Raw genomic sequence first — 25,236 nt, forward strand, 5'->3', positions numbered from 1 at the left:
CTGAATTCAGCCTTTTTTGCTTCTTTTAAACTGTCTTGTTTTCTGTTTTGTTCTATACTGCTTCCGGTTCTCTGCCCTTGAATCCATACTTTTTCCGGCTTGAAATGAAATAAGCCCTTGCAATAAATCAATATCACAAGGGCTTATCCGTTTTCCTTTATCTCTTATTCTGGCGTAAAGTTCCTCCTCTTATGGGGAGTGGCTTTACATAGCCTTTCATTTCATTTCCTGAATAAGTTCCATTCCTTTCTTGATAGCTTCTTCGTTCATCGGTATCAAGTGGTGGTGGCGTTCGGGCAGTGTCTTCTTCAATCCTCTGAGTACACTGTCCAGTGTAACCATCGGCTTGATTTTCAATAATCCACCCAATACAATCATGTTGAATGCCTTGGCGTTGTTCATTTCATTGGCGGCATCCATGGCGTTGATGCGGTAAACGTGGATGTCCTTACGCGTCGGCGGGTTGATGATGCCGTAACCGTCGTAGATAAGTACGCCTCCGGGTTTTACCTTGCTTTCGAATTTCTCCAGTGACGGCTGGTTCAGGATGATGGCGGCATCGTACTTGCTTAAGATGGGTGAGGATATTTTCTCGTCACTTACGATGACTGTTACGTTGGCTGTACCACCACGTTGTTCCGGTCCGTAAGCCGGCATCCAAGTCACCTCTTTGCCTTCCATCAATCCGGAATATGCCAAAATCTTTCCCATGGACAATACACCTTGTCCACCGAAGCCTGCTATAATGATTTCTTCTTTCATTGTTCTTCTGTCTTTAGCATGATTATTTATCTTTCAGGTCGCCCAGCGGATAGAAGGGGAACATGTTCTCTACCATCCATTCATTGGATTTCGCAGGAGACATCTTCCAGCCGGAGTTACAGGTGGAAACGATTTCCACAAGGTTGGAACCTTTGCCTGCCATAGAGTTCTCGAATGCTTTGCGGATAGCCTTTTTCGCTTTGCGGATGGCGGGAACGGACTGTACGCTTTGGCGTGTCACGTAAGCGGTTCCTTCCAATTGTGCAGCAATATCGGCCATCTTCAGCGGATAGCCGTGCAGATGCACGTCACGTCCGTAAGGGCTGGTCGATGTCTTCATGCCTACAAGGGTAGTGGGAGCCATTTGTCCCCCGGTCATACCATAGATGGCATTGTTGATGAAGATGATGGTGATGTTTTCGCCGCGGTTCAAGGCGTGGATGGTTTCGGCAGTACCGATACAAGCCAGGTCGCCGTCTCCTTGGTAAGTGAACACCAGGCGGTCTGGCCAAAGGCGCTTGATGGCAGTGGCAAGTGCGGGCGCACGTCCATGGGCGGCTTCCTGCCAGTCGATGTCTATATAATTATAGATGAACACGGCACATCCCACGGGGGAGATGCCTATTGCTTTGTCTTCCAGTCCCATTTCTTCGATAACTTCGGCTACGAGTTTATGAACTACGCCGTGACTGCATCCCGGGCAGTAGTGCATGGGATTGTCGTTCATCAGAGTCGGTTTCTTGGCAACCAGATTCTCGGGCTTTATAATATCTTCTTTTGTCATAATCACTTCTCCTATCTGTTGGTGAACCGTATGAAAAACTCCATCAACTTGACGAATATCGCCGCGCCGCAGACGTAGATGAACAGCTTGAAGTCATCTTTTGCAGCAAAATATATAATGATAGCTGCCAGGGCAAGTACCATGAAGAGAATGTTCAGTACGTTTCTTATTTTATCAGGATTCATTTCTTAATCAGTTTTTCTTTCAATGCATCTACTATCTCATCCGGATCGGGAACAATGCCGCCGAGGCGTCCGAAATGTTCCACTTTCACTTTACCGTTCACGGCAAGGCGGACATCTTCCACCATCTGTCCAGCATTCAATTCTGTAACGAGCATACCTTTCACCTTGTCGGCATACGCGGCAATGACTTTGGTCGGGAACGGCCACAACGTGATGGGGCGGAGCATACCTACCTTTATTCCTTCTTCGCGTGCCAGCTCCATTGCTTTCTGTCCGATGCGTGCCATAGAGCCGAAGGCTACAATCAGGTAGTCGGCATCATCGCAATGAATTTCCTCGAAGCGAACCTCATTCTCTTCTATCTGCTTGTATTTGGCCTGGAAACGGATGTTGTTCTTTTCCATTTCTTCCGGTTTCAGTTCCAATGAGGTGATGACGTTGGGTTTGCGGCCATTGGTTCTGCCGGTAGTGGCCCATGGGCATTGTTCGATGACTTCCGCATCGGTGCGGCGTGGCTTTTGTACCGGGAGCACCACTTTTTCCATCATCTGGCCGATGACACCGTCGGCAAGGATGATTGCCGGATTACGGTATTTGAAGGCAAGTTCGAATGCCAGTCCTACGAAATCTGCCATTTCTTGTACGGAAGCCGGAGCAAGGGCAATCAGACGATAGTCACCGTGGCCGCCTCCTTTTACTGTCTGGAAATAGTCGGCCTGGCTCGGTTGGATGGTTCCCAGACCGGGACCGCCGCGCATAACGTTTACAATCAAGCAAGGCAGCTCGGCACCTGCCAGATAAGAGATACCTTCCTGCTTTAGGCTGACACCGGGGCTGGAGGAGGAGGTCATGACCATTTTACCACTTCCGGCACCGCCGTACACCATATTGATAGCTGCCACTTCACTTTCTGCCTGAAGAACCACCATGCCGGTCGTCTCCCAGGGTTTCAGTTCGGCAAGAGTTTCCAATACCTCCGATTGCGGAGTAATGGGATATCCGAAGTAACCGTCTGCACCGCAACGGATGGCTGCGTGGGCGATGGCTTCGTTTCCTTTCATTAATACAACTTCTTCTGCCATATTCTACTGATTTACAGATTTATTCTACTTTTATTTTATATACTGAGATACATCCGTCCGGACATACTGTGGCGCACGAGGCGCAGCCGTTACAAGTATCTTCCAATATTTGGTGGGCATAGTTATACCCTTTCACATTCACCTCCTTGGTGAGGGCTATTACGTTGAGCGGACACGCTACCACACACAAGTTGCAGCCTTTGCAACGTTCGGTGTCTACTACGATTGCTCCTTTGATTTTTGCCATAATTTACGTTCTTTATTTATTGATTGTACATATCCTTGTTGTAGAAGTTCAGGATGTCCATAGCCATTTGATAGGCATGTTGTGCCGGGCTTTCGGGGTTCAGGTCGATGGCATACTGATAGTTGTTCAGTGCTTGTTGCCAGTTGCCTTGTTTCCGATAGGCATTTCCCCGCAGGTAGTAAGCTTCGTCTTTGCCGGGAAAGTCTGTTTGCAGTATTTCGTCAAGCTGCTGGATGGCTTGCTCTACATTTCCCTGGTTGATAAGCTCTTTTATGGTATTCAGTCGTTCCATATCTAAAAAATATCCGGGTTATCGAACCACAAAGATAGTTTTTATTTGAAGACAATGAGCATCTTCACTGTGAAAAATAAGAAAAAGGGGCAAATAAAAAGCCCGAAGTTTCTCACGATTCTATCAGAATGTCAGAGCTTCGGGCGGATATCATAAAGAATGTGATTCTACTGCTTTACAAGTGTACCGGTATCTTGTCCACTCTTCGTTGGTGGCGTCCGCCTTCGAATGGTGTACTGAAGAATTCCCTCATAATCATGTCGGCTTCTTCGGTACTGATGAATCGCCCTGGCATGACAAGCACATTGGCATCATTGTGCTGGCGTGCCAAATGGGCTATTTCTGCTGTCCAGCAGAGGGCTGCGCGGATACCCTGATGCTTGTTCAGCGTTATACTGATGCCTTCACCGCTTCCGCAGATGGCAATACCCGGATAGCACTCTCCGGCTTCAACGGCCAGAGCCAGCGGATGCGCAAAGTCGGGATAGTCGCAACTCTCGGTTGAGTAGGTCCCGAAGTCCTTGTAAGCCCAGCCTTTGGCTTCCAGCCAGCCGCGGACATATTCCTTCAATTCGAAGCCTGCATGGTCGGAACAGATTCCTATTGTTTTCATGATGGTCAGTTAATATACTAATGTGCCAATGTGCTGATGCCTGCAGCTTGTAGGGCGCGGGCAATCAGCACATCAGCACATCGGATAATGATTATAACATTGCTTTTACTTGCTTGTAAACGTTCTCTGCGGTGAAACCGAGCTTTTCGTCCAGCACTTTATAAGGTGCCGAGAATCCGAATGATTCCAATCCCCATACTTTACCGCGGGGACCTACCAGCCCTTGCAGTGTGACGGGCAGACCGGCTGTCAGGCCGAATACCTTGGCACCACACGGGATAATGCCTTCTTGATATCCCGGAGCTTGGCTACGGAACAAACCTTCGGAAGGAACGGACACGATACGCACCTTGATGCCATCCTTGCGCAGCAATTCAGTACCGGCTACCAATGTGGCAACTTCCGAGCCTGAAGCAACGAGGATTATATTGGGATTTTCATCGGAGCCGGCTACAATATAAGCGCCTTTGGCAGCTTGTTCGTAATCGTTGCCTTCGGGCAGGTTGGCGATGTTCTGGCGGGAGAAAATCAAACCGGTTGGGGTTGTGGTATTTTCCATTGCCAGTTTCCATGCCACAGTTGTTTCTTCTGCATCTGCCGGGCGGAGTACCAACATGGAATTATGTCCCTTGTGGTTTTTCAGTTTTTCCATCAGGCGGATTTGGGCTTCCTGCTCTACCGGTTCATGGGTAGGACCGTCTTCACCTACACGGAAGGCATCGTGTGTCCAGATGAACTTCACAGGAACTTCCATCAAGGCTGCCATACGTACGGCAGGTTTCATGTAGTCGGAGAATACGAAGAATGTTCCGCAAGCGGGGATTACACCGCCATGCAGTGCCATACCGATACAGCAACATGCCATAGTCAGCTCGGCAACACCGGCCTGGAAGAATGCACCGCTGAAATCACCTTTCTTGAAGGCATGTGTTTTCTTGAGGAATCCGTCTGTCTTGTCGGAATTGGAAAGGTCGGCAGAAGCAACAATCATATTTTCTACTTGAGTGGCGAGAGCACTGAGCACAGTGGCAGATGCTGCGCGGGTGGCAACGCCTGCTTTCTGTTCGATGGCGGCCCAATTCACTTCGGGAGCCTTGCCGGAGAAAAACATTTCCAGTTTGGCAGCCTTTTCCGGATTGGCTTTTGCCCATGCGGCTTTGGCTGCATACTTTTCAGCCATGATTTTCTTCAGCTCAGTTGCACGCTTGGCATATAGTTCGGCCACTTCGGGGAAGATGACAAACGGATTTGTCGGGTCACCACCCAAATTCTTGATAGTGTTTATATAAGCGTCGCCGCCCAGAGGAGCACCGTGCGTGGCACAATCAGCCTCGTAGCTGCTGCCGTCTGCCTTGCGGGCACCTTTACCCATTACGGTATGGCCGATAATCAGCGTCGGACACTCTTTCTCAGCTTTGGCTTCGTTCAGTGCACCGCGGATGGCATCGGGATCGTTACCATTGATTTTAATGACTTTCCAGCCCCAAGCTTCGTATTTCTTGCCGGTATCTTCGATGGTCACATCCTTTGTCTCGGTAGAAAGCTGAATGTCGTTGGCATCATAGAACATGATGAGATTATCCAACCCTAATGCTCCGGCGATACGGCCTGAGCCTTGGGAGATTTCTTCCTGGATGCCACCGTCAGAAATATAAGCGTAGATGGTCTGTGGCATTACTTCTTCGAAACGTGCCTTCATGAACTTGGCTGCGATGGCTGCACCGACTGCAAATGTGTGTCCCTGGCCGAGCGGTCCGGAAGTGTTTTCGATGCCGCGCATGATGTCACGTTCGGGATGTCCCGGAGTAGGGCTTCCCCATTGGCGGAACTCTTTCAGTTCGTCCAGCGTGAACTTGCCGGTCAGGGCCAATGTAGAGTAAAGCATCGGTGACATGTGTCCCGGGTCGAGGAAGAAACGGTCACGACCTTCCCAAGCCGGATTTTCAGGGTCATATACCAGGAACTCTGAGAAGAGTACATTTACAAAGTCAGCACCACCCATGGCACCGCCCGGATGCCCGGAGTTGGCTTTCTCAACCATGGATGCAGCAAGGATACGGATATTGTCCGCCGCACGGTTCATAAGTTTGTTGTCGTTCATATTGAATCTAATTAATTTTGAATATTATCAATAGGTTATTTGGTCCTTGTAGGTTTTCCAAGGGCAAAGATAACTCTTTATGCGTAATTCACAACACTCGAAGAGTGTCTTTTTTATCAGTATTACTGCCTTTTTGCTGCTAAAATGATACTAAACGTATTTAGCTGATTTTGTGCGGTGCACGGTAGTTTTACTGTAACTCAATAGTAACGATTGATTTGGCCGGAAGTTTAATCTTGAGAATATCTTTATTGATTTTTACCTCTTTGAACGGAACGGGTTTCACATTGTCGGGATTTTCAAATGAATTGTAGTCCGTCAGATTGGTGGAAGTCAATATTTCACCAACTGCTTTCTTGGCTTTCGTTCCAGACAGATTGATGGTCACTTCCTGTGCATTGTCTGCATCTACGTTGGACATGGAAATGTGTATCTTGCCGTTTGGGTCTTTGGAGGCGGTAGCGCTGACCATTGGTATTCTGCGGTTGTCGCGTACATCCATCATGTCGCAGTTCAGCTCAAGAGGAATGTAGGTGGCATCCTGGTGTACATTGTACATTTTGAATACATAATAAGTGGGGGTGAGTACCATGTTTTTTCCGCTGGTCAGAATCATGGATTGCAATACATTGACGATTTGGGCAATGTTTGCCATTTTCAGACGGTCGGTATATTTATGGAAGATGTCGAAGCTGAGGGAAGCGACAAAAGCATCACGCAATGTATTCTGTTGGTACAGATGTCCGGGATTGGTACCCGGTTCAGTGTCCCACCAGGTTCCCCATTCGTCAAGCATAAGAGCCACGTTCTTTTGAGGGTCGTATTCATCCATAATGGTGCAATGCTTCTTGATGACATCTTCTATTTCGCGGCATTTGCCCAGTGTCCAGTAATAGTCGTCTTTACTGAATTGGGTGGCGGCGCCTTTACTGCCGTTCCATCCGCTGACGGTATAGTAGTGCAAGGAAAGACCGTGCATACGGCCGCCTACGCGGTCCATCAGCACTTTGGTCCAGTTATAGTCGTAGTCGCTGGCACCGCTGGCTATCTTGAAAAGGCTATTGCCGTCATAGTTGCGGCAGTAGGTGGAATAGCGGCGGTAGAGGTCGGCATAATATTCGGGACGCATGCTTCCACCGCAACCCCAGCTTTCGTTACCCACGCCGAGGTATTTTACTTTCCAGGCTTTGTCGCGACCGTTCTGGCGGCGCAGGCGTGCCATGGGGGAGTCTCCTTCGGAGGTCATGTATTCCACCCATTTGGCAAGTTCTTCTACGGTACCACTGCCTACGTTTCCACTGATATAGGGTTCACATCCCAGCATTTCGCAGAGATTGAGGAACTCATGGGTTCCGAAACTGTTGTCTTCGATAGTGCCTCCCCAGTTGTTGTTCACCATTTTGGGGCGGTTTTCTTTAGGGCCGATACCGTCCATCCAGTGGTATTCATCGGCAAAGCAGCCTCCCGGCCAGCGAAGGACGGGTACACGGAGCTCCTTCAGTGCATTGAATACGTCGGTGCGATAACCGTTGATGTTGGGAATATCGGAGTTTTCACCTACCCAAAGTCCACCATAGATACAAGTTCCCAAATGCTCTGCAAATTGGCCGTAGATTTCTTTGGGAATGATTTGCTCGCTCTGGTCTGTGTGTAAAGTGATAGTGGCACTTTTCTGTGCGAAGAGTGACAACGAGGTGGAGAGAAATATGCTACTGATAAATAACTTTGTGTTCATAGTTTTTTAGTGTTATTAAATACTTAGTTCTTGAATCTTACTGCTGCTTCTTCGATGGGCAAACCAGCTTTATAGCTTTCGATGTAGGTGTTGAATCCGCTTACATCTTCGGCTGTCGGTGAGATTTCAATACCGGCATTTCCGGTGAATACATGCTTGTCCAGGAAGTCGGCAAGGGATTGGTCGTTTCCGTTGTTTGCAAGGTAGGAAGCGAGGAGGGCAATACCCCAGGCACCACCTTCGCCGGCTGTTTCCATAACGGAAATGGGTGAATTGATGGCAGCTGCCAGTATTCTCTGGCCTACTCCTTTGGTTTTGAAGAGTCCTCCGTGACCGGTGATTCTGTCTACTCTGATTTTCTCTTCATTGAAAAGGATGTCGTTGCCGATTTTGAGAACTCCCACTGAAGCATACAAATGGGTGCGCATGAAGTTGGCAAGGTTGAACTTGTCGTTTGCCGAACGTACAAACAGTGGACGTCCGTCTGCCAGTCCCGTTATAGGTTCGCCTGATATGTAGTTGTATGAGATGAGGCCTCCGCAGTCTGCATTGCCTGTCAGGGCGTGGTTATAGAGCTTTCCGTAGATTTCGTCCATATCTACGGGGATACCCATCAGTTCCTGGTATTCTTTGAAAATATTGATCCAGGCATTGAGGTCGGAAGTGCAGTTGTTGCAATGCACCATAGCTACGAGGCTTCCGTCGGGGGTGGTTACCATGTCAATCATTTCGTAGGGCTTGGACAATTCTTTCTCCAATACAATCATTGAGAAAGAGGAGGTGCCTGCCGATACGTTTCCAGTGCGCTGCTTTACGGCGTTGGTGGCAACCATGCCGGTTCCAGCGTCACCTTCGGGCGGACAGACGGGAATTCCTGCTTTCAGATGTCCCGATACGTCGAGGCGACTGGCTCCTTCGGGAGTAAGGAAGCCTGCGTTTTCACCGGCCGACAATACCTTCGGCAGAATATCTCGAAGCTTCCAGTCGTATCCTTTCGGAGCAATAAGTTTGTCGAACTTATCCACCATTTCAGAAGAATAGTTTTTGGTGATGGGATCGATAGGGAGCATACCGGAGGCATCTCCTATGCCCAGTACCTTTTGGCCGGTTATTTGCCAGTGGACAAAACCTGCAAGGGTGGTCAGGTAATTGATGGATGGAACGTGCTCTTCATTATCCAGGATGGCTTGGTAGAGGTGGGAGATGCTCCAACGCAGAGGGATGTTGTAGACAAATAGTTCGGATAGGGCTGCGGCAGCCTGTCCGGTATTAGTATTTCTCCAGGTACGGAAGGGTACAAGGATTTCTTCTTTTTCATTGAATGCCATATAGCCGTGCATCATGGCACTGACACCGATAGCTGCCAAGGTCTCTATCTCTGTATCGTAGAGGCTCTTTACATTGGTACGAAGGTCTGCGTAGCAATCCTGCAACCCATACCAGACAGCCTCGACGCTATATGTCCACAGTCCGTCGACTAACTGATTCTCCCAAGTATGGCTTCCCTGGGCGATGGGTTTGTTTTCCTGGTCAATCAAAACCGCCTTGATTCGTGTGGAACCGAGTTCTATACCAAGGATGGCCTTGCCTGCCTCAATGGTTGATTTTGCATCTAATTTCATGGTATTAATGATAATTTACGGATTTATAGTACGATTATAAACAACGGATTACTAATTGCAAACTACTAGTTACGTTTGTGGTACGTGTAATTAGTAGTCCGCAATCGGTAATCCGTAATGATTATCAGCAAAGTGCCTTGTTCAGCATATAGTAGACTTCATTCATGCGCAGTTCTTTTTTGAACTCGCTGATGGTGGTATTTTCATCGATGACTACCATTTCGATGCCGGCCATTTCGGCAAAGTCTTCCCAATATTCCACCGTCAGGTCATAGGAGAAGCTGGTATGATGTGTACCTCCGGCCAGAATCCAGGCTGCAGCGCCCACCTCGAGGTTGGGCATTGGAATCCACAGTGCGCTGGCAACGGGCAACTTGGGCAGAGGCTTGCTCTTGATGCATTCTACTTTGTTCACAATGAGGCGGAAGCGATTGCCCAGGTCTACGATGGTAGCGGCTACACCTTCACCTTGCTTGCTGGTAAATACCAGGCGGGCTGTTTCGCTGTCGATACCGATGCTCAGACGGTGCACTTCCAGTTTCGGCTTCTGTTCGGCAATCAGTGGACAGACTTCCAACATGTGTGCCTGCAGGATGGCGCTCTTTTCTCCGTCGAAGTTCAGCGTATAGTCTTCGAGGAAGGAGCACCCCTTCGGCATGCCTTGACTCATCACCCAAGTGGTACGGTATAGTGCCGCAGTTTTCCAGTCGCCTTCGGCACCGAAGCCGTAACCTTCCGCCATCAGTCGCTGTGAGGCCAGTCCGGGGATTTGGTCAAAGTCGCCCAAATCGTTGAAGTTGGTGGTGAAGCCTTTGGCACCCGTGTCTTTCAGCACGCGGCGAATGGCGATTTCGGCCTTGGCGGAGTTCCATACTTTGGTGTAGGCTTCCGTACGTGCGTCTTCCAGTTCGGGAGCGTGGTCGTAGAGCTTGAAGTATTCTGCTACGAGTGCCTTCACGTCCTCGTCGCTGACAGCATTGTAGTGTGTCATCACATCATTGATGGGATAGTAGTCCACATGATAGCCCAATACTTGTTCGGCACTGACCTTGTCACCGTCTGTCACAGCCACGTTGTTCATCTGGTCGCCGAAGCGGATGATGAGCATATCCTGCGCATCAGCCCATGCGGCAGCTACGCGCATCCATGCGGCAATCTGGTTTTGGGCTTTTTCGTCCTGCCAGTGGCCTACTACCACTTTGCGGTTCTTTCGCATACGTGTCACGATGTGTCCAAATTCGCGGTCGCCGTGAGCCGATTGGTTTAGGTTCATAAAATCCATGTCCATCGTCTCCCAGGGAATTTCCTTGTTGAACTGTGTATGGAAGTGTAGTAATGGCTTCTTCAGTTCCTGCAAACCGTGAATCCACATTTTGGCAGGAGAGAAGGTGTGCATCCAGGTGATGACTCCGATACACTTATCGTCGTTGTTGGCGGCTTTGAAGGTAGCGGTTACTTCTTTGGATGAATTGACCGTACCTTTATATACTACCTTTACGGGCAGTTTCCCGGAATCATTCAGACCTTTCACCATTTCATTACTATGTGCGTCTACTGCGATAACTGCGTCACCTCCGTACAAGAGCTGTGCTCCGGTTACGAACCATACTTCATATTGTTCAAATGTGTTCATACAATTTATTTTTATAGTTTATATTTAAAGAATGATAGTTATTTCTGTCCATAATAAGCGTTAGGACCGTGCTTGCGGCTGAAATGTTTTTCTATCAGCAGCGGATTCATGGTCAGATTGGGGTTCACGGCATAGGCTATACTTGCCATTTTTGCCACCTGTTCCATCACTACGGCATTATGTACCGCCTCGTGTGCGTCTTTTCCCCACGAGAAAGGACCGTGGTTCTTTACCAATACTCCGGGAGTATGTACCGGGTTCAGCCCCTCAAAGCGTTTTACGATGACATTTCCCGTTTCCAGTTCATACGCTCCTTCCACTTCCTCCTTCGTCATGTCTGCTGTGCAGGGTATGGCGTCGTGGAAGTAATCGGCATGTGTTGTCCCGATATTCGGTATGTCACATCCGGCTTGTGCCCAGGCTGTGGCGTAAGTAGAGTGCGTGTGCACCACACCGCCGATTTCGGGGAATGCTTTATAGAGAACCAGGTGGGTCGGCGTGTCTGAAGAGGGCTTTAACCGTCCTTCCACGACCTTGCCGTCAAGATTCACTACCACCATATCCTCTGCTTTCATTTCATCGTAACTCACCCCACTGGGCTTGATGACTACCAGACCAGATTCGCGGTCAATGCCCGATACATTGCCCCATGTGAAGATAACCAATCCGTGCTTCACCAGTTCAAGGTTAGCATGGAATACTTTGTCTTTCAGTGCTTCCAGCATATTATTTAAATTACTAATTACAAGTTGTTGAATATTAGGTTCTCAGAGCTTAAATTTCGGAGCTTTGCGGTATGCCTTCTCATTAAACTGATATAAAGCAGCTCCACGTTTGGACCCCGTTTTGTCTATTTTGTCAGTTTTTTCTATATAGTCCATTTCTGCTATGCGTTTTCGGAAGTTCCGTTTGTCAATGCTCTCGCCGTATATAGCTTCGTATAAGCTTTGCAGTTGTGACAGCGTGAACAGTTTAGGTAGTAGATTAAAGCCGATTGGTTCGGTGGACGCTTTTTGTTGCATCAACTTCCGAGCTTTCTCCACCATTTGCGGATGATCAAAGATTAGCGCTGGCAGTTCATTGATATTTACCCAGAAAGCATTGTGTTGCTGTACGGATTCTTTGTCGTATTCGTTGATGTTGATGAGCGCATAGTAAACAATGGAGACTACGCGTTCTCCTGGGTCACGATCTATGGCTCCGAAAGCTTGGACTTGTTCCATATATACATCTTCCAGTCCGGTTAGTTCATTCAGGACTCGTTTGGCTGCATCATCCACGCTTTCGTCTTCCTGCACGAATCCACCCATCAGCGACCATTCGCCCATTGCCGGTTCGAAGTTACGCTTCAGCAACAGCAGGTTCAATTCTCCTTCATTGAAACCGAAAATAATGCAGTCGATACCTACATAAAGTTTCGGATTTGAACTATAGTAATTACTCATATCTTAATTTTTGTTTAAGGGGTATGCTGCATGGATATATATCATAGCAACATACCGATTTACCAGAAATACCAATAAAAAGCAGCAGTAATACCCAGGATGATAAGGGTATGAATGATATCCCATTTATTCCAACTCGCACGTGTAGCTGCTTTTTGTTCAGGAGTTGAAGTTCCGAATACCAGCCCTTGAATCTTTTCAGCGCTTGGGGCAGCTGTAAACATGCTGACTGCGATAACCACTACGATGCAGAACAAGAACATCCATCCGCAGAAAAACAGCCAGTTCATATCATAGAACAGATACTTGAAGGTACTGCTTGACACATCTCCTACATTGCTGTAATATACTTTTGCCCCCAGACGGGTTAAACCGATAATCATTCCGGCAATCAGTCCCCACATACCGCCTTGTGCAGAGGTGCGTTTCCAGCAGATCCCCAAGAGGAAGGCTGCGGCAATGCCTGGTGCTAATACAGATTGTACATCTTGTAAGTAGGTGTAAAGTACATCGCCTACACTGCGCATAATGGGAATCCAGAGTATACCCAATATCACAATCGCAACAGTTGCCATCTGTCCAATTCCTACCAGCTTTTTCTCAGAAGTGTTCGGCTTGAAACGTTTGTAGAAGTCAATGGTGAAAAGCATAGCAGATGAGTTGAACAAAGATGCGAGAGAACTCATCAATGCTGCAAGAATACCGCAAACAACCAAACCTTTGACTCCTGCAGGAAGCAATTTTGCTACTAGAGTTGGGAAAGCAGCATCTGCATTGGCATTTCCGTTTGCCAGCATAGGTAGAAAACCTTCTCCCCCGGTTCCGAGATATTTTTGGTGTAATGCGAAAGCAATCATGCCTGGGATAAGGAATAAGAATACGGGCAATAATTTCAGGTAAGCTCCGAAGATGGTACCGCGCCGTGCTTCCTTTTCATTCTTTCCGGAAAGTACGCGTTGCACGATGAACTGGTCTGTACACCAATACCAGAATCCGATAATGGCTGAACCAATCAGTGCACCCAACCAAGGGAAGTTAGGGTCGTTATTACTGCGTATAAGTTCTGTCATTGTGTTGCCATAATCGTTCACTGTGACTGCACCGCAGATTCTCATCATCTCATCCCAGCCTCCCAATTCTTTGAAGCCGAGTACAAGGATTATCAGTGAACCTAACAGCAAGATGGGGGTCTGCAGGATGGAGGTATAAAGTACCGACTTCATTCCTCCGAAGATTGTGTAGAGCGCAGTCAGTATAACCAGACCGATGGCGGCAATCCAAAAGAAGTCGATTCCCCAAAGTTCTTTTATACCGAATACTTGTTGGAATACCAATCCTCCTGCATAAACCGTCACGGCAACTTTTGTCAGTACATAGCTGATTAAAGATATTACAGACAATATTGTACGTGATTGTGGATTATAGCGGCGTTCTAGGAATTCAGGCATTGTGAATACCATACTTCGCGAATAGAACGGTACGAATACCCAACCTAAGATAAGGATCATCCAGCCTTGTATTTCCCAATGTGCCATCGCCATACCGCTGGAAGCACCGGCACCGGCTAATCCGATTAAGTGTTCCGAACCGATGTTGGATGCAAAGATAGATGCACCGATAGCGAGCCATGTGGCATCACGACCACCTAAAAAATAGTCTGCTGAGTCATTCTGTTTCTGTTTGACAACCCAGACAATAATTCCAATTAAAGCCAGGAAAAAGATTCCAATGACTAACCAATCTAATGTTTCCACGATAATAAATGATTTATAAGGTTATTGTTATTTTTCTACGGAAAATTTGAAAACACATTCACTGTTGTAAATTTGTCCGGGTTCCAGTACGACAGAAGGCCATTGGGCTTTGTTGGGGCTATCCGGATAATGTTGTGTCTCGAGGCATACGGAAGCGCGCTGGTTGTAAGTAATGCCTTTTTTACCTTTTACGGTGCCGTCCAGGAAATTCCCGGTATATACTTGTATGCCTGGCTCATTGGTATAAACTTCCAGGGTGATGCCGCTTATAGGCGATGTCAGTTTGGCTGCCACTTGGGATAGGTCACCTTTAGTATTCAGTACCCAATTGTGGTCATATCCGTTTCCGTTCTTTATTTGTTCAAAGTCCGTCCGGTTGATGTCTTGTGCCACACTCTTGGGAGTGGTAAAGTCCATTGGTGTTTCTTTGACGGAGATGATGTCACCCGTTGTCATGAAAGTACTGTCTACCGGAGTATAGTTGTCTGCATTGATGTATAAGATGTGGTCTGTTGCTGCCTTTGAAGGGTCACCTGATAAATTGAAATAAGAATGGTTAGTCATATTGATAACCGTCTTTTGGTCTGTTGTTGCACTGTATTTTATATCAATGGCATTGTCATCCGTTAACTTGAAAAGTACTTTTGCCGTAACATTACCTGGGAAATTCTCGTCTCCATCCGGTGAAATGCGGGTGAGCTCCAGAGTTGTGCTGTCAATGGGATTGGCACTGTATACTTGGTATTGCCATCCTTTGGGGCCACCGTGCAGGCAATGTCCGAAATTGTTCTGTGGTAACTGTATAGTATCTCCGTCAAGAACGATTTTCCCTTGGTTAATCCGGTTGGCGTAGCGTCCGATAGAAGCACCAAAGTCACTTGGAATGTTGATGTAATCGGCAATGCTGTCAAAGCCCAATACTACATCCTGCATAACTCCATTTTTGTCGGGTACCATAATGGATACAATACGTCCTCCAAAGTTTGTGATGCATACTTCCATGCCCGCTTTATTCTTCAGCGTATAAAGCTGTGTCTGGGCGTCATTGACTGTTGTTTGGAATTTTACTGGATCAAGACCGGACAGCGTAAGCGTTGTTTCTGTCTTTTGATTGCACGCAGTTAGCATCATTGCGGCAATTCCTGCAAGTAGAACATGTCTTTTCATGGTTTTGTATTTAATGTAAATGAGATGATTATCTTTCTTTGGGTGTAAAAGTAACACTTTTCTTTAGTGTAGGCTGTACACTTTTATATGTTATGCAACATAAGTGTCAAGAAACATATCTGTGCCAACTGGCTGTACAGATAGATGTGTTCGGAATAAACTTCTCGGATGATTTTGTTTTTAGAGTGGAAAACGGTGGAATAGGGGAGAAGAAAAAGGCGCTTCCCATTACTGGGAAACGCCTTTTATTTGAATGCTGATGTCTATTATTCTAATCTGCGGGCACCGTCGCTGATGACTACATCATATACTTTTGGGCTTCTGCCGAACTTCTTCTTGAATTCATCTTTTGCTTTTTCGATGAATGTACTGTACAATTCATCCTTTACCAGATTGATTGTACATCCACCGAATCCACCGCCCATGACACGTGAACCGGTAACTCCACAATCGAATGCAAGGTCATTCAGAAAATCGAGTTCTTCGCAGCTTACTTCATACAACTTACTCATGCCATGATGTGTTTCATACATCTTTTGGCCTACAGTTTCATAATCGCCTTTTTCCAGGGCGTCGCAAACGTCGAGTACGCGTTGAATCTCTTCGATGACATATTCTGCACGCATATAGTCTTCTGCGCTGATGTCGGCTTTGGCTTCTTCCAGCATGCCCATGGTAACGTCACGCAGGAATTCTACGTGTGGATGCTTCTTCTGAACAGCGGCAACAGCAGCTTCGCAGCTTTGACGACGTTTGTTGTATGCTGAAGATGCAAGTTCGTGTTTCACTACAGAATCTACAAGAACCAGACGATAGCCTTGCGGGTCGAATGGGAAATACTGATATTCCAGTGAACGGCAATCCAGGCGGATGAGGCTTCCTTTCTTTCCGAATACAGAAGCAAATTGGTCCATGATACCACAGTTTACGCCACAATAGTTGTGTTCTGTAGATTGTCCCACTTTTGCCAATTCAAATTTGTCTATCTTGTTGTCACCGAACAAGTCGTTCAAAGCATAGGCATAGGTACTTTCCAAAGCTGCTGACGAGGACATTCCTGCACCCAGAGGCACATCGCCTGCAAAAGCGGTATTGAAACCTTTTACATCTACACCGCGTTTCATCATTTCCCGGCACACGCCAAAGATATATCTTGCCCAGCTTGCGCGGGGTGCATCTTCTTCATTCAAGCCAAATTCCACATAATCTTTCAGGTCGATGGAATAAGCTTTTACTGTGTTTGTGCCGTTGGGCTTTATTTCTGCAATCATTCCCTTATCGATTGCTCCGGGGAATACAAAACCACCGTTATAGTCTGTATGCTCACCGATAAGGTTGATGCGACCCGGAGAAGCATAAACAGCTCCCGTTGTTCCGTCAAAGTGCTTGATGAAACGGCTTCTTACGTATTCTATATCCATGATATTTATATTTTATAAGGTGAATAAATAAATTACCTATATTTTCTTGTTAATCGACCTTGATGTCCTTATTGACATTTTTGCAGCCTACCAAACCGTAGAACAACAGATAGCCAAGGGCTGCGATGATAACCCAGTAACTCGGCATGAAACCTGCAATGTCGGCCACCAAACCTTGGATAACGGGCAAGATGCCGCCGCCGCATACCAATACCATGAACAGACCGGAAGCCGCTGCCAGATATTTACCCAATCCTTCTACGGCCAAATTAAAGATACCACCCCACATGATGGAAGTACACAGACCTACCAGTACCAGATACATTGCATTGATGGGTACTTCTGCAAATCCGAAAGAGAGACCTCCCGTAGCACTTTGTTGGAGTACCGGCAGATTGACAAGCGAACCGGTAGATGAGAAGATGGCAAGGAATACCAAAAGTAAGCCTAATGCGGAAGTAAAGGTAAGCATTGCCTTACTGGAGATTTTTGCACCCAATGAAGCGCCGGCCAGACGTCCAATCAGCATGAGGAACCAATATGTACCTACAACAAAACCGGAAATGGTGGAAGAAATGCCTGCTCCTCCCTTTTCAATCGGATCGGTCAAGAACAAGTTCAGAGTACCCGGTACACCAACTTCGACACCTACATATACAAAGATTGCTATAGCTCCCAAAATGAAGTGGCGGAATTTTAAAGCGCCTGACATCAACTTACCGATAGGTTCTGTTGAAGTTGCAGCATTGGGTTCCGGTATGGGCACAATCAAAAGAACGAAGAACGCGATGGCAAATACAGCCATTGCTGTGTACATTACAGGGAATATCTGAGAGATAGTAGCTTTTTCAATGGAACCGGCAATCAGGATACCTACGAACATCGGAGTAATGGTGGCCATTACGGAGTTGAAAGAACCACCCACTTGGATAAGCTGGTTTCCTTTGTTACCTTCGCCGCCGAGCTTGTTCAGCATCGGGTTGACTACCGTATTAAGCAAACACATGGAGAAACCGGCGATGAAAGCGCCAATCAAATATACGGCAAAAGCCATATCAGGGCTTGAATGACCGGATAAATATTGGATACCTACACCGATAAAGCCTACAGCTACTGCTATCAATGCCGTTTTTTTATACCCTACCCGTTGTAGTAAGATGCCGCTTGGTATTCCCATCACTGCATATGCAATAAAGTTACCAAAGTTACCCAACATCCCTAAAGCGTTGGATACTGAAAACTGATTTTTCAGTACGATTCCCATAGGGGCAGCAAGGTTGGTAACAAATGAAATCATACCAAAAAGGAAGATCATCGTGATAATTGCGATGAGTTTACCATTCTGTTTTTGTTGTGTCATGGTTTTGTAAAATTAATAAGTTTATAAATTGGATTAGTTATTTCATTCTTGTACACCAAACTTGTAGATTGTCACTTGCTGGTACTCATCACCCGGTAGCAATACTGCCGACGGAAAATGGGACTTGTTGGGCGTATCGGGAAAACACTGGGCCTCAAAGCAGACTGCACTTCTTGCAGGGAAAGTGGCTCCATGGGCACCTTCAAAGCCCCCGAGCCAGTTTCCTGTGTAGAGCTGGACGCCATTTTCAGTGGTATATACTTCCATCGTTCGCCCGCTGTTGGGCTCTATGCAGGTGGCTGCAAGGCTCAGCTCTCCACTTTCAGTCTTGTTCAGTACATAGCAATGGTCATATCCTGCGCCATTCACAATTTGTGTATGTTTCTCATCAATTCGTTCACCAAGAGTATGGGGAGTACGGAAATCCATAGGAGTACCTTCTACCTTCAATATCTCTCCGGTAGGAATGGATACTTCATCGATGGGTACATAAAAATCTGCGTTGATGGTAACGATATTGTTTAAGACTGTAGGGGAGGGATTGGCTATACCGGCAAGATTGAAGAAACCGTGATTGGTCAGATTGACGATGGTGGCTTTATCGGTAGTAGCCCGGTATTCGATGACCAGAGCATTGGTCTCATCCTCCAGGCGATAAGTCATTTCTACTTCGAGATTTCCGGGGAAGCCCTCTTCGCCGTCAGCGGATGTGTAGTTGAAGATGACTGTTGATGGCTCTGGCTGGACAGCATCCCATACACGGGTATGAAAACCAGTCGGACCACCATGCAGTGAGTTGGGACCATTGTTGATTGCCAATTGGTGCTCTTCGCCGTATAAAGTAAACTTTCCTTTAGCTATCCGGTTACCGTAGCGTCCGATGGTAGTGTTTAGAAAAGGTTCCGGGCTGTTGATTACATGTTCAATACTGTCGTGTCCTAATACAACATTGGCATATTTGCCATTTTTGTCGGGTACCATGATGGAAAGTATTGCACAGCCGTAATTAGTAACTGCAACTTCCATTCCCTGGGCATTCTTCAGGATAAACAAATCTGTCTTTTTGTTATTTATATCCTTTTGAAAGTCTTTTTGGTTCAAACCGGACAAATTACTTTCTGTTGGAGTAGTGTTTATCATATCCATGGTATTAATTAAATTTCTTGCAAATAAAAAGAAATTCTTTTGTTCCCCCAAGTAATTGGAAGGAAATGTGGAGAACATTTTAGGAAAGTTTAGCGTTTAACAAATGGAATACAAATTGATATTTTTTGTATGTTTGCCCCCGGAATCTAAAAAAATCACATCATTAACAGAAAGTTCTAATAAAAACAACGAATGTATCCTCTAAAATTTGAGCCTATTCTGAAGCAGACGCTTTGGGGAGGCGACAAGATTATTCCATTCAAACATTTGAATGATACCCTTGCCAATGTAGGCGAGAGTTGGGAAGTGTCGGCAGTAGAAGGCAGTGAGTCTATAGTGGCCAATGGTGCAGACAAAGGATTGACGCTGCCGGATATGGTCAGAAAATATAAGGAAGACCTGGTAGGAGAAGCCAACTATGCACGTTTCGGAAATAAGTTTCCTTTATTGATAAAGTTTATTGATGCCAAGTTGGACTTGTCGATTCAGGTACACCCGGGTGACGAGTTGGCTAAGAAACGTCATAACAGTTTTGGTAAAAATGAAATGTGGTATGTTATTGCTGCTGACCAGGGTGCCAAGCTGATTTCCGGTTTTGCAGAGCAGATTACTCCGAAAGAATATAAGGAACGAGTGTATAATGGTACGTTTGCGGATGTTCTGCAGACTTGCGCCATTAAACCGGGCGATGTGTTTTATGTGCCTGCAGGTCGGGTACATGGAATCGGTGCGGGAGCTTTTGTAGCAGAAATACAGCAAACGTCGGATATCACTTACCGTATTTTTGATTACAATCGTAAGGATAAGGATGGTAAATCAAGAGAACTGCATACAAGCCAGGCCATTGATGCCATTAATTTTGCAGATGTGCAGGACGATTTTCGTACGGAGTACGAGCAGGTTCAGAATGAACCGGTAGAAATGGTGGCAAGCCCGTATTTCACGACTTCCATCTATGACATGACGGAAGAAATCACTTGTGACTATTCTGAACTGGATTCTTTTGTTATTTTTATTTGTGTGGAGGGTTCTTGCCGTATTATTGATAATGAGAAGAATGAAGTTTCCGTACAAGCGGGCGAAACAATCCTGCTGCCAGCTGCAACCCAAGAAGTGACGATTGTGCCTGAAGGAGCAGTGAAGTTGCTTGAGACGTACGTATAAAAGTGCTCAGACTATATCGGATAAAAAAGAGGGGATGACTGTTATGGCCATCCCCTCTTTTTTTATCCGATATTCTATCTCTTTCTTCCAAATATTTTTCTGAATTTCTTCATTACCTTTACCCCCAATACTATACCGTCAAAAACAGCCATACCCGTGTTGAATGCTCTCATCATGGCATTTGCCTTGTTGGTAGCTGGTTCCAGCGGAGCAAAAATTTCTTGTGTAAGCCCAGTCATGATTTCTTTCTGGAGTCGTATTTCTTGTAGCAGCATGGCTTTTTTCTGGGCGATGCTTTCTAAAGTGACGGGAGTCGTATTGGTCGTATTATCCATGAATATTTCGAATTAATTGTCTAAGAATAATTCTGCGATAAGTTTTACTGTCGGATCAATAATGAGCTTTTTGCGGAATAGGACAAGCAGAACGATGAGTAGGATATGGAAGCACGTGATAAGTGCAAAACTCATCATTAGCCCGCCTACCAGCGGAGCTAAGATATAGACCAGCGTAAACGACAGATGAAACAGAACCACTACGCCGAGTATGACGACCAATAGCACCAATAAAAGTGTAGAAAGCAGTTTGGATAGTTTTTCGGTGACTTCCAGTTTGGTATATTCTTTTTGCAGCTCCAGGTATTTCTTGAATTCAATGAAGAGCTGCTGCATATTTTCTATACTTTTGTCGTCTGCAAACATAGTGGTTCTGTTTTTTACCTTATTCCGTTACCTCACCTTTGATTTCCGCAGCAATTTCATCTACCAAGTCTTCCATTTCGCTTCGGTTCAGACGAATCCCTTTCTTACGGAGAATTTCTGCGATTTTGTTACGGGTGTCTTCTCCTTTTTCAGGAGCAAATAAGATACCGAGGGCTGCACCTACTGCGGCGCCACCCAGGAAAGCTGCTAAAACATTTAATCCTTTCATAATGATATTCCTTTCTTTTTTGAGGTTCGTACGACAAAACTAACAAATTTTTTTGAAACTTTGTTCGGAATATCAGTTTTTTTATGATTGTCTTTATCTTCCAACTCCTTTTGGGGTGTTGTTTTGCGAGGTTTGCTTTTTTCTTCTCCAAAAGTCTCCATTCGTACGGCTCCCGCGATAGATTTTGTTTTCCTTGGTTTTGGCCTTAATTTCTTCAGTCTTGATTTTCTGGGCTTTTAAACCATCGGCGGTGACAAATGGGTGTTCTTTTATTACTGGGATACTTTTCCCTATCAATTTTTGGATATCTTTCAGGTAAGGCAGTTCTTCCGATTCGCAAAAGGAGAGGGCAATACCGTCGTGGCCGGCACGTCCGGTTCGTCCGATACGGTGCACGTATGTTTCCGGAATGTTGGGCAACTCATAGTTGATGACGTGTGATAGTTGGTCCACGTCGATACCTCGTGCTGCAATATCGGTTGCTATCAGTACACGCAGTTCATGGTTCTTAAAGCCGGTCAGTGCTCGCTGTCGGGCATTCTGCGACTTGTTTCCATGTATGGCTTCGGCTCTTATTCCGGACTTACTAAGGGTACGTGCAAGTTTGTCTGCTCCATATTTAGTTCTGGTGAAGATAAGTACGGACTTGATAGCCGGATTCTTCAGCAGATGAATCAGTAAGTCTTTTTTCTCTTTTTTCTCAACGAAATAGACTGATTGGGAGATTGTGTCAACCGTAGACGATGCAGGGGTGACTTCCACTTTCTCGGGGTGCGTCAGCATGGAGTTTGCCAAGGTCTCTATTTCCGGAGGCATTGTGGCCGAAAAGAAGAGAGTCTGCCGTTTTGCGGGCAATAGCTTTAATATGCGTCGGATATCATGTATGAATCCCATGTCCAGCATCCGGTCTGCTTCGTCCAATACGAAGAATTCGAGTGCTTTTAGGTTAATGAAACCTTGGTTGACCAGGTCTTGCAGTCGTCCGGGAGTTGCAACCAGTATTTGTACTCCACGTTTCAGTTCATCTGTCTGTGGCTTTTGTCCTACACCGCCGAAGATGACGGCATGTCTCAGTCCGGTATACTTACCGTATGCACTGAAGGATTCTCCTATCTGTATGGCCAACTCGCGGGTCGGCGTCAGAATGAGTGCTTTGATACTTTTGCGATTATCCGTTTTATATAACTTTTGCAAGATAGGGATGGAAAATGCGGCGGTTTTGCCTGTTCCGGTTTGAGCACATCCTAATAAGTCTTTTCCTTGAAGTAATATAGGGATCGATTTTTCCTGGATTGGGGTAGGGGTGGAATACCCCTCTTCTTGAAGAGCCTTCAATATAGGTTCTATCAAATTCAAATTTTCAAATGTCATGTAATCAATTAAGTGAGCCTCATGCCCTGTTTATATTTGGCAAATATACGTCAAGTCTTCCGGGAAATCTCTTTTTATGGAGGGGTTTAATTATATTTAACTAAGGATGCTGAGGTATAATCGCATGTTATGGTGTACTTTTGTTCCATATTTAGATAGTGGCATGGAAAAATGATGAAATTGCATTTAAAATATCTTTGGATTGTATTGGTGGCTTGTACTTTGACCGCTTGCATGAATGGTGGGGGTGACTTGGCCGGTAAGTGGCAGTTGCGTCAGTATCAATATGCCGACGGTACATCAGAGAAGGTGGACAGTGTATTCTATAATTTTCAAAAAGGAAGTTTTTCTGCCATATGTTTGTTGAAAGATGGAGGGTTGACTACGTTTTTTGGAAATTATTCTTTGAAAGGTGCTGAAATTTCCATTATTTTGTTGCCTGAAAGCGTTAACGATAAAAATTATGATACTTATTTCGGGTGGCCGGAAGGAAAATGTACCTTTAAAGTAGAAGATTTGTCCTACTCTTCATTGCGTTTGGAATATGAGGGTACGAAATCTATTTTTCGGAAATTTTGAGATAAAGAATAAGAATAGACGATTTTACTAATAAAAACAATAGAAAAGATGAAAAAATTAGCCGTATTGGGAATGGGAGTATGCATAGCTCTGGCATTCTCTTCTTGTAAATCAAGTGAAAGTGCTTATAAGAAAGCATATGAAAAGGCAAAACAGCAGGAATTGGCCGAGCCGCAAACAACTGTCCCTGCTGAAGAGGTGGCTCCAGTGGTTACCGCTCCAGTAGAAGTAAAGGTGGTGGAAAGTGCACCTGCCGGCATGCGTCAGGAAAAGGTGACTGTGGTATCAGGTGGTACCAGCTTGAAAACCTTTAGTGTAGTTTGCGGAGCTTATAGCGTGAAAGCTAATGCGGAAGGTGTGAAGCAGGCATTGGTGAATGAAGGTTATACTGCAATGGTGGTTTACAATGCAGAAAGAAATCTGTATCGTGTAGTTATCGGTACATTCGATGACAGAGCATCCGCCGAGAATCTGCGCGACTCTTTCAAAGCTAAACATCCTTCGAATGATGACTTCCAGAAGGCATGGTTGCTGTATAGCGTCAATTAATAGAATTCTTTTTGGTAATTCATAACAGAAAGGAATGTATGTTTCCTTTCAAGATGAGGCAGTAACTGCGAAGTTACTGCCTTTTTCATGATATGCCGAAAGAATGTGAAGGCTGGCGCTGTCGCGTGTTTGGTTTGGCAAAACAAAGTGTTTCCTTTAACAGAACAGTTTGTTTCATTAAAGGAAACAACTTGTTTTTAAGCAGTGAAACAAAGTGTTCAGTACTGTGAACTAACGGACTAATTGAGAAAAGACCCAGATAAACTCATGTTGTCACAGTCTCTTTAGTTCCTCTTCCTTCGTGAATATTTCACTCTATTTTTCTCTGCTCCGGATTGATTTTCCTGATTGTGAAAAGTGCTTATAATATTCTCTCTTTCGTTTAAAAGAAGTTATAAAACAAGAGGTGGAAACTTTTAGACCTGAAAAAGTTTTTAATTTTGTGCCTTATCTTTGAGAAGAATATAGTATGGAACGACGATATATACTGAATGCGATTGATGCCGCTTTGCAGGCTGGCGAGAAAATTCTTTCCATTTACGATGATCCGGCATCGGATTTTCAGGTAGAAAAAAAAGCGGATAATTCTCCTCTTACTATTGCCGACCGTAAGGCTCATGAAACTATCTGCCGTTTTTTGGCTGATACACCTTTCCCTCTGCTAAGCGAGGAAGGCAAACATTTGCCTTTTTCGGAACGACGGAGTTGGGAAACTTTATGGATTGTAGACCCTTTGGACGGTACGAAGGAGTTCATCAAGAGGAACGGTGAGTTCACAGTGAATATAGCTTTGGTGCATCACTCAGTACCGGTAATGGGAGTCATTTATGTGCCGGTAAAAAAGGAGCTCTATTTTGGAGTGCATGATTCGGGTGCTTATAAGCTATCTGGTATTACTGCACGTGATGGAATGTCGTGGGATGAACTGCTTGTGAAAGCTGTCCGGCTGCCGGAAACAAGCGTGCACGAACGGTTTGTAATTGTGGCTTCCCGTTCGCATCTGACGCCCGAGACAGAAGATTATATCGAGAAAATGAAATGCAGCCATGCGGAAGTTGAGCTTATATCAAGTGGAAGTTCCATCAAGATTTGTCTGGTAGCTGAAGGCAAGGCTGATGTATATCCTCGTTTTGCCCCTACGATGGAATGGGATACGGCGGCTGGGCATGCTATTGCACGTGCTGCCGGAATGGAAATTTATCAGGCGGGGAAGGAAGAACCTTTGCAATATAATAAGGAGGATTTGCTGAATCCGTGGTTTATCGTAGAACCCAAGCATACTGAAATAAAATAA

The 25,236-nt window shown here is 45.7% G+C and carries 26 protein-coding genes; 4 read left to right on the forward strand and 22 right to left on the reverse strand.

Features of this window, described 5'->3' with window-relative positions:
- Window positions 1-216 precede the first annotated feature (216 nt).
- The 18 genes from DW896_RS06700 to DW896_RS06790 all read right to left on the reverse strand — a co-directional run bounded on the left by DW896_RS06700 (window position 217) and on the right by DW896_RS06790 (window position 19,343).
- The gene (locus DW896_RS06700) at window positions 217-762 is read right to left on the reverse strand and encodes a 2-oxoacid:acceptor oxidoreductase family protein (RefSeq protein ID WP_005826606.1); all 546 of its coding nucleotides are present in this window, start codon (window positions 760-762) and stop codon (window positions 217-219) included.
- A gap of 22 nt (window positions 763-784) precedes the next feature.
- Window positions 785-1,546, reverse strand: coding sequence for a thiamine pyrophosphate-dependent enzyme (locus DW896_RS06705; RefSeq protein ID WP_005826605.1), 762 nt, complete (start codon window positions 1,544-1,546; stop codon window positions 785-787).
- Window positions 1,547-1,557: 11 nt separating this feature from the next.
- Window positions 1,558-1,731 (reverse strand): hypothetical protein, encoded by a 174-nt coding sequence (locus DW896_RS06710; protein WP_005826603.1) that lies wholly within the window; start codon window positions 1,729-1,731, stop codon window positions 1,558-1,560.
- Window positions 1,728-2,813 (reverse strand): 3-methyl-2-oxobutanoate dehydrogenase subunit VorB, encoded by a 1,086-nt coding sequence (locus tag DW896_RS06715; protein ID WP_005826601.1) that lies wholly within the window; start codon window positions 2,811-2,813, stop codon window positions 1,728-1,730. Before DW896_RS06715 ends, DW896_RS06710 begins: the two co-directional genes overlap by 4 nt.
- A gap of 19 nt (window positions 2,814-2,832) precedes the next feature.
- Window positions 2,833-3,060 carry a ferredoxin family protein gene (locus DW896_RS06720; RefSeq protein ID WP_005826600.1) on the reverse strand — a complete coding sequence of 76 codons (228 nt, stop codon included), beginning with the start codon at window positions 3,058-3,060 and terminating at the stop codon, window positions 2,833-2,835.
- Between the two features lie 16 nt (window positions 3,061-3,076).
- Window positions 3,077-3,352: a tetratricopeptide repeat protein gene (locus DW896_RS06725; RefSeq protein ID WP_005826598.1), complete on the reverse strand. Its 276-nt coding sequence runs from the start codon at window positions 3,350-3,352 to the stop codon at window positions 3,077-3,079.
- A gap of 175 nt (window positions 3,353-3,527) precedes the next feature.
- A complete protein-coding gene (gene rpiB / locus DW896_RS06730; RefSeq protein ID WP_005826596.1) occupies window positions 3,528-3,965 on the reverse strand; it encodes a ribose 5-phosphate isomerase B in 438 nt (145 codons plus the stop codon).
- 91 nt (window positions 3,966-4,056) lie between these two features.
- On the reverse strand, window positions 4,057-6,066 hold the full coding sequence (locus tag DW896_RS06735; RefSeq protein WP_009036826.1) for a transketolase: 2,010 nt from the start codon (window positions 6,064-6,066) through the stop codon (window positions 4,057-4,059).
- Window positions 6,067-6,256: 190 nt separating this feature from the next.
- Entirely contained in the window at window positions 6,257-7,801 is a 1,545-nt protein-coding gene (locus DW896_RS06740; RefSeq protein WP_009036827.1) for an alpha-N-arabinofuranosidase, read from the reverse strand.
- A 23-nt stretch (window positions 7,802-7,824) separates the two neighbouring features.
- Window positions 7,825-9,423, reverse strand: coding sequence for a xylulokinase (locus tag DW896_RS06745; RefSeq protein WP_009036828.1), 1,599 nt, complete (start codon window positions 9,421-9,423; stop codon window positions 7,825-7,827).
- 124 nt (window positions 9,424-9,547) lie between these two features.
- Entirely contained in the window at window positions 9,548-11,056 is a 1,509-nt protein-coding gene (araA, locus tag DW896_RS06750; protein ID WP_005836040.1) for an L-arabinose isomerase, read from the reverse strand.
- Window positions 11,057-11,094: 38 nt separating this feature from the next.
- The gene (locus tag DW896_RS06755; protein WP_005826585.1) at window positions 11,095-11,781 is read right to left on the reverse strand and encodes an L-ribulose-5-phosphate 4-epimerase; all 687 of its coding nucleotides are present in this window, start codon (window positions 11,779-11,781) and stop codon (window positions 11,095-11,097) included.
- Between the two features lie 42 nt (window positions 11,782-11,823).
- On the reverse strand, window positions 11,824-12,501 hold the full coding sequence (locus DW896_RS06760; RefSeq protein WP_005826583.1) for an NUDIX domain-containing protein: 678 nt from the start codon (window positions 12,499-12,501) through the stop codon (window positions 11,824-11,826).
- 59 nt (window positions 12,502-12,560) lie between these two features.
- On the reverse strand, window positions 12,561-14,255 hold the full coding sequence (locus DW896_RS06765) for a sodium:solute symporter (protein ID WP_005826581.1): 1,695 nt from the start codon (window positions 14,253-14,255) through the stop codon (window positions 12,561-12,563).
- 27 nt (window positions 14,256-14,282) lie between these two features.
- A complete protein-coding gene (locus DW896_RS06770; protein ID WP_009036829.1) occupies window positions 14,283-15,422 on the reverse strand; it encodes an aldose epimerase family protein in 1,140 nt (379 codons plus the stop codon).
- A 266-nt stretch (window positions 15,423-15,688) separates the two neighbouring features.
- On the reverse strand, window positions 15,689-16,843 hold the full coding sequence (gene galK / locus DW896_RS06780) for a galactokinase (RefSeq protein WP_005826576.1): 1,155 nt from the start codon (window positions 16,841-16,843) through the stop codon (window positions 15,689-15,691).
- 49 nt (window positions 16,844-16,892) lie between these two features.
- Window positions 16,893-18,203, reverse strand: coding sequence for a sugar MFS transporter (locus DW896_RS06785; protein ID WP_005826573.1), 1,311 nt, complete (start codon window positions 18,201-18,203; stop codon window positions 16,893-16,895).
- A gap of 42 nt (window positions 18,204-18,245) precedes the next feature.
- The gene (locus DW896_RS06790; RefSeq protein ID WP_034528954.1) at window positions 18,246-19,343 is read right to left on the reverse strand and encodes an aldose epimerase family protein; all 1,098 of its coding nucleotides are present in this window, start codon (window positions 19,341-19,343) and stop codon (window positions 18,246-18,248) included.
- Between the two features lie 198 nt (window positions 19,344-19,541).
- On the opposite strand from DW896_RS06790, the gene DW896_RS06795 reads away from it, so the two are divergent.
- A complete protein-coding gene (locus tag DW896_RS06795) occupies window positions 19,542-20,513 on the forward strand; it encodes a type I phosphomannose isomerase catalytic subunit (protein WP_005836045.1) in 972 nt (323 codons plus the stop codon).
- A 74-nt stretch (window positions 20,514-20,587) separates the two neighbouring features.
- Here the strand turns inward: DW896_RS06795 and DW896_RS06800 are convergent, their stop codons facing one another.
- The 4 genes from DW896_RS06800 to DW896_RS06815 form a co-directional block, all read right to left on the reverse strand.
- Complete coding sequence (locus tag DW896_RS06800) at window positions 20,588-20,848, reverse strand: hypothetical protein (protein ID WP_005826570.1); 261 nt, start codon at window positions 20,846-20,848, stop codon at window positions 20,588-20,590.
- A 12-nt stretch (window positions 20,849-20,860) separates the two neighbouring features.
- Entirely contained in the window at window positions 20,861-21,214 is a 354-nt protein-coding gene (locus DW896_RS06805; RefSeq protein ID WP_005826569.1) for a phage holin family protein, read from the reverse strand.
- 19 nt (window positions 21,215-21,233) lie between these two features.
- On the reverse strand, window positions 21,234-21,443 hold the full coding sequence (locus tag DW896_RS06810) for a YtxH domain-containing protein (RefSeq protein ID WP_005826568.1): 210 nt from the start codon (window positions 21,441-21,443) through the stop codon (window positions 21,234-21,236).
- A 93-nt stretch (window positions 21,444-21,536) separates the two neighbouring features.
- Window positions 21,537-22,814 (reverse strand): DEAD/DEAH box helicase, encoded by a 1,278-nt coding sequence (locus tag DW896_RS06815; RefSeq protein WP_005826566.1) that lies wholly within the window; start codon window positions 22,812-22,814, stop codon window positions 21,537-21,539.
- Window positions 22,815-22,988: 174 nt separating this feature from the next.
- Here DW896_RS06815 and DW896_RS06820 point away from each other — a divergent pair, with 174 nt between their 5' ends.
- From DW896_RS06820 to cysQ, 3 genes are all read left to right on the forward strand, one after another.
- Window positions 22,989-23,393, forward strand: a complete 405-nt coding sequence (locus DW896_RS06820) for a lipocalin-like domain-containing protein (protein WP_172685027.1) — start codon at window positions 22,989-22,991, stop codon at window positions 23,391-23,393.
- A 48-nt stretch (window positions 23,394-23,441) separates the two neighbouring features.
- Entirely contained in the window at window positions 23,442-23,942 is a 501-nt protein-coding gene (locus tag DW896_RS06825) for an SPOR domain-containing protein (RefSeq protein WP_009036830.1), read from the forward strand.
- A 469-nt stretch (window positions 23,943-24,411) separates the two neighbouring features.
- Complete coding sequence (gene cysQ, locus DW896_RS06830; protein ID WP_005836050.1) at window positions 24,412-25,236, forward strand: 3'(2'),5'-bisphosphate nucleotidase CysQ; 825 nt, start codon at window positions 24,412-24,414, stop codon at window positions 25,234-25,236.

The organism is Bacteroides sp. AM41-16, assembly GCF_003603495.1.
GTDB lineage: Bacteria > Bacteroidota > Bacteroidia > Bacteroidales > Bacteroidaceae > Bacteroides > Bacteroides uniformis.

Excerpts from the sequence above, each read along its gene's own strand:
- DW896_RS06700 (WP_005826606.1), bottom strand. The coding sequence starts at position 762 with ATGAAAGAAGAAATCATTATAGCAGGCTTCGGTGGACAAGGTGTATTG.
- DW896_RS06705 (WP_005826605.1), bottom strand. The coding sequence starts at position 1,546 with ATGACAAAAGAAGATATTATAAAGCCCGAGAATCTGGTTGCCAAGAAA.
- DW896_RS06710 (WP_005826603.1), bottom strand. The coding sequence starts at position 1,731 with ATGAATCCTGATAAAATAAGAAACGTACTGAACATTCTCTTCATGGTA.
- DW896_RS06715 (WP_005826601.1), bottom strand. The coding sequence starts at position 2,813 with ATGGCAGAAGAAGTTGTATTAATGAAAGGAAACGAAGCCATCGCCCAC.
- DW896_RS06720 (WP_005826600.1), bottom strand. The coding sequence starts at position 3,060 with ATGGCAAAAATCAAAGGAGCAATCGTAGTAGACACCGAACGTTGCAAA.
- DW896_RS06725 (WP_005826598.1), bottom strand. The coding sequence starts at position 3,352 with ATGGAACGACTGAATACCATAAAAGAGCTTATCAACCAGGGAAATGTA.
- rpiB (WP_005826596.1), bottom strand. The coding sequence starts at position 3,965 with ATGAAAACAATAGGAATCTGTTCCGACCATGCAGGCTTCGAATTGAAG.
- DW896_RS06735 (WP_009036826.1), bottom strand. The coding sequence starts at position 6,066 with ATGAACGACAACAAACTTATGAACCGTGCGGCGGACAATATCCGTATC.
- DW896_RS06740 (WP_009036827.1), bottom strand. The coding sequence starts at position 7,801 with ATGAACACAAAGTTATTTATCAGTAGCATATTTCTCTCCACCTCGTTG.
- DW896_RS06745 (WP_009036828.1), bottom strand. The coding sequence starts at position 9,423 with ATGAAATTAGATGCAAAATCAACCATTGAGGCAGGCAAGGCCATCCTT.
- araA (WP_005836040.1), bottom strand. The coding sequence starts at position 11,056 with ATGAACACATTTGAACAATATGAAGTATGGTTCGTAACCGGAGCACAG.
- DW896_RS06755 (WP_005826585.1), bottom strand. The coding sequence starts at position 11,781 with ATGCTGGAAGCACTGAAAGACAAAGTATTCCATGCTAACCTTGAACTG.
- DW896_RS06760 (WP_005826583.1), bottom strand. The coding sequence starts at position 12,501 with ATGAGTAATTACTATAGTTCAAATCCGAAACTTTATGTAGGTATCGAC.
- DW896_RS06770 (WP_009036829.1), bottom strand. The coding sequence starts at position 15,422 with ATGAAAAGACATGTTCTACTTGCAGGAATTGCCGCAATGATGCTAACT.
- galK (WP_005826576.1), bottom strand. The coding sequence starts at position 16,843 with ATGGATATAGAATACGTAAGAAGCCGTTTCATCAAGCACTTTGACGGA.
- DW896_RS06785 (WP_005826573.1), bottom strand. The coding sequence starts at position 18,203 with ATGACACAACAAAAACAGAATGGTAAACTCATCGCAATTATCACGATG.
- DW896_RS06790 (WP_034528954.1), bottom strand. The coding sequence starts at position 19,343 with ATGATAAACACTACTCCAACAGAAAGTAATTTGTCCGGTTTGAACCAA.
- DW896_RS06795 (WP_005836045.1), top strand. The coding sequence starts at position 19,542 with ATGTATCCTCTAAAATTTGAGCCTATTCTGAAGCAGACGCTTTGGGGA.
- DW896_RS06800 (WP_005826570.1), bottom strand. The coding sequence starts at position 20,848 with ATGGATAATACGACCAATACGACTCCCGTCACTTTAGAAAGCATCGCC.
- DW896_RS06805 (WP_005826569.1), bottom strand. The coding sequence starts at position 21,214 with ATGTTTGCAGACGACAAAAGTATAGAAAATATGCAGCAGCTCTTCATT.
- DW896_RS06810 (WP_005826568.1), bottom strand. The coding sequence starts at position 21,443 with ATGAAAGGATTAAATGTTTTAGCAGCTTTCCTGGGTGGCGCCGCAGTA.
- DW896_RS06815 (WP_005826566.1), bottom strand. The coding sequence starts at position 22,814 with ATGACATTTGAAAATTTGAATTTGATAGAACCTATATTGAAGGCTCTT.
- DW896_RS06820 (WP_172685027.1), top strand. The coding sequence starts at position 22,989 with ATGAAATTGCATTTAAAATATCTTTGGATTGTATTGGTGGCTTGTACT.
- DW896_RS06825 (WP_009036830.1), top strand. The coding sequence starts at position 23,442 with ATGAAAAAATTAGCCGTATTGGGAATGGGAGTATGCATAGCTCTGGCA.
- cysQ (WP_005836050.1), top strand. The coding sequence starts at position 24,412 with ATGGAACGACGATATATACTGAATGCGATTGATGCCGCTTTGCAGGCT.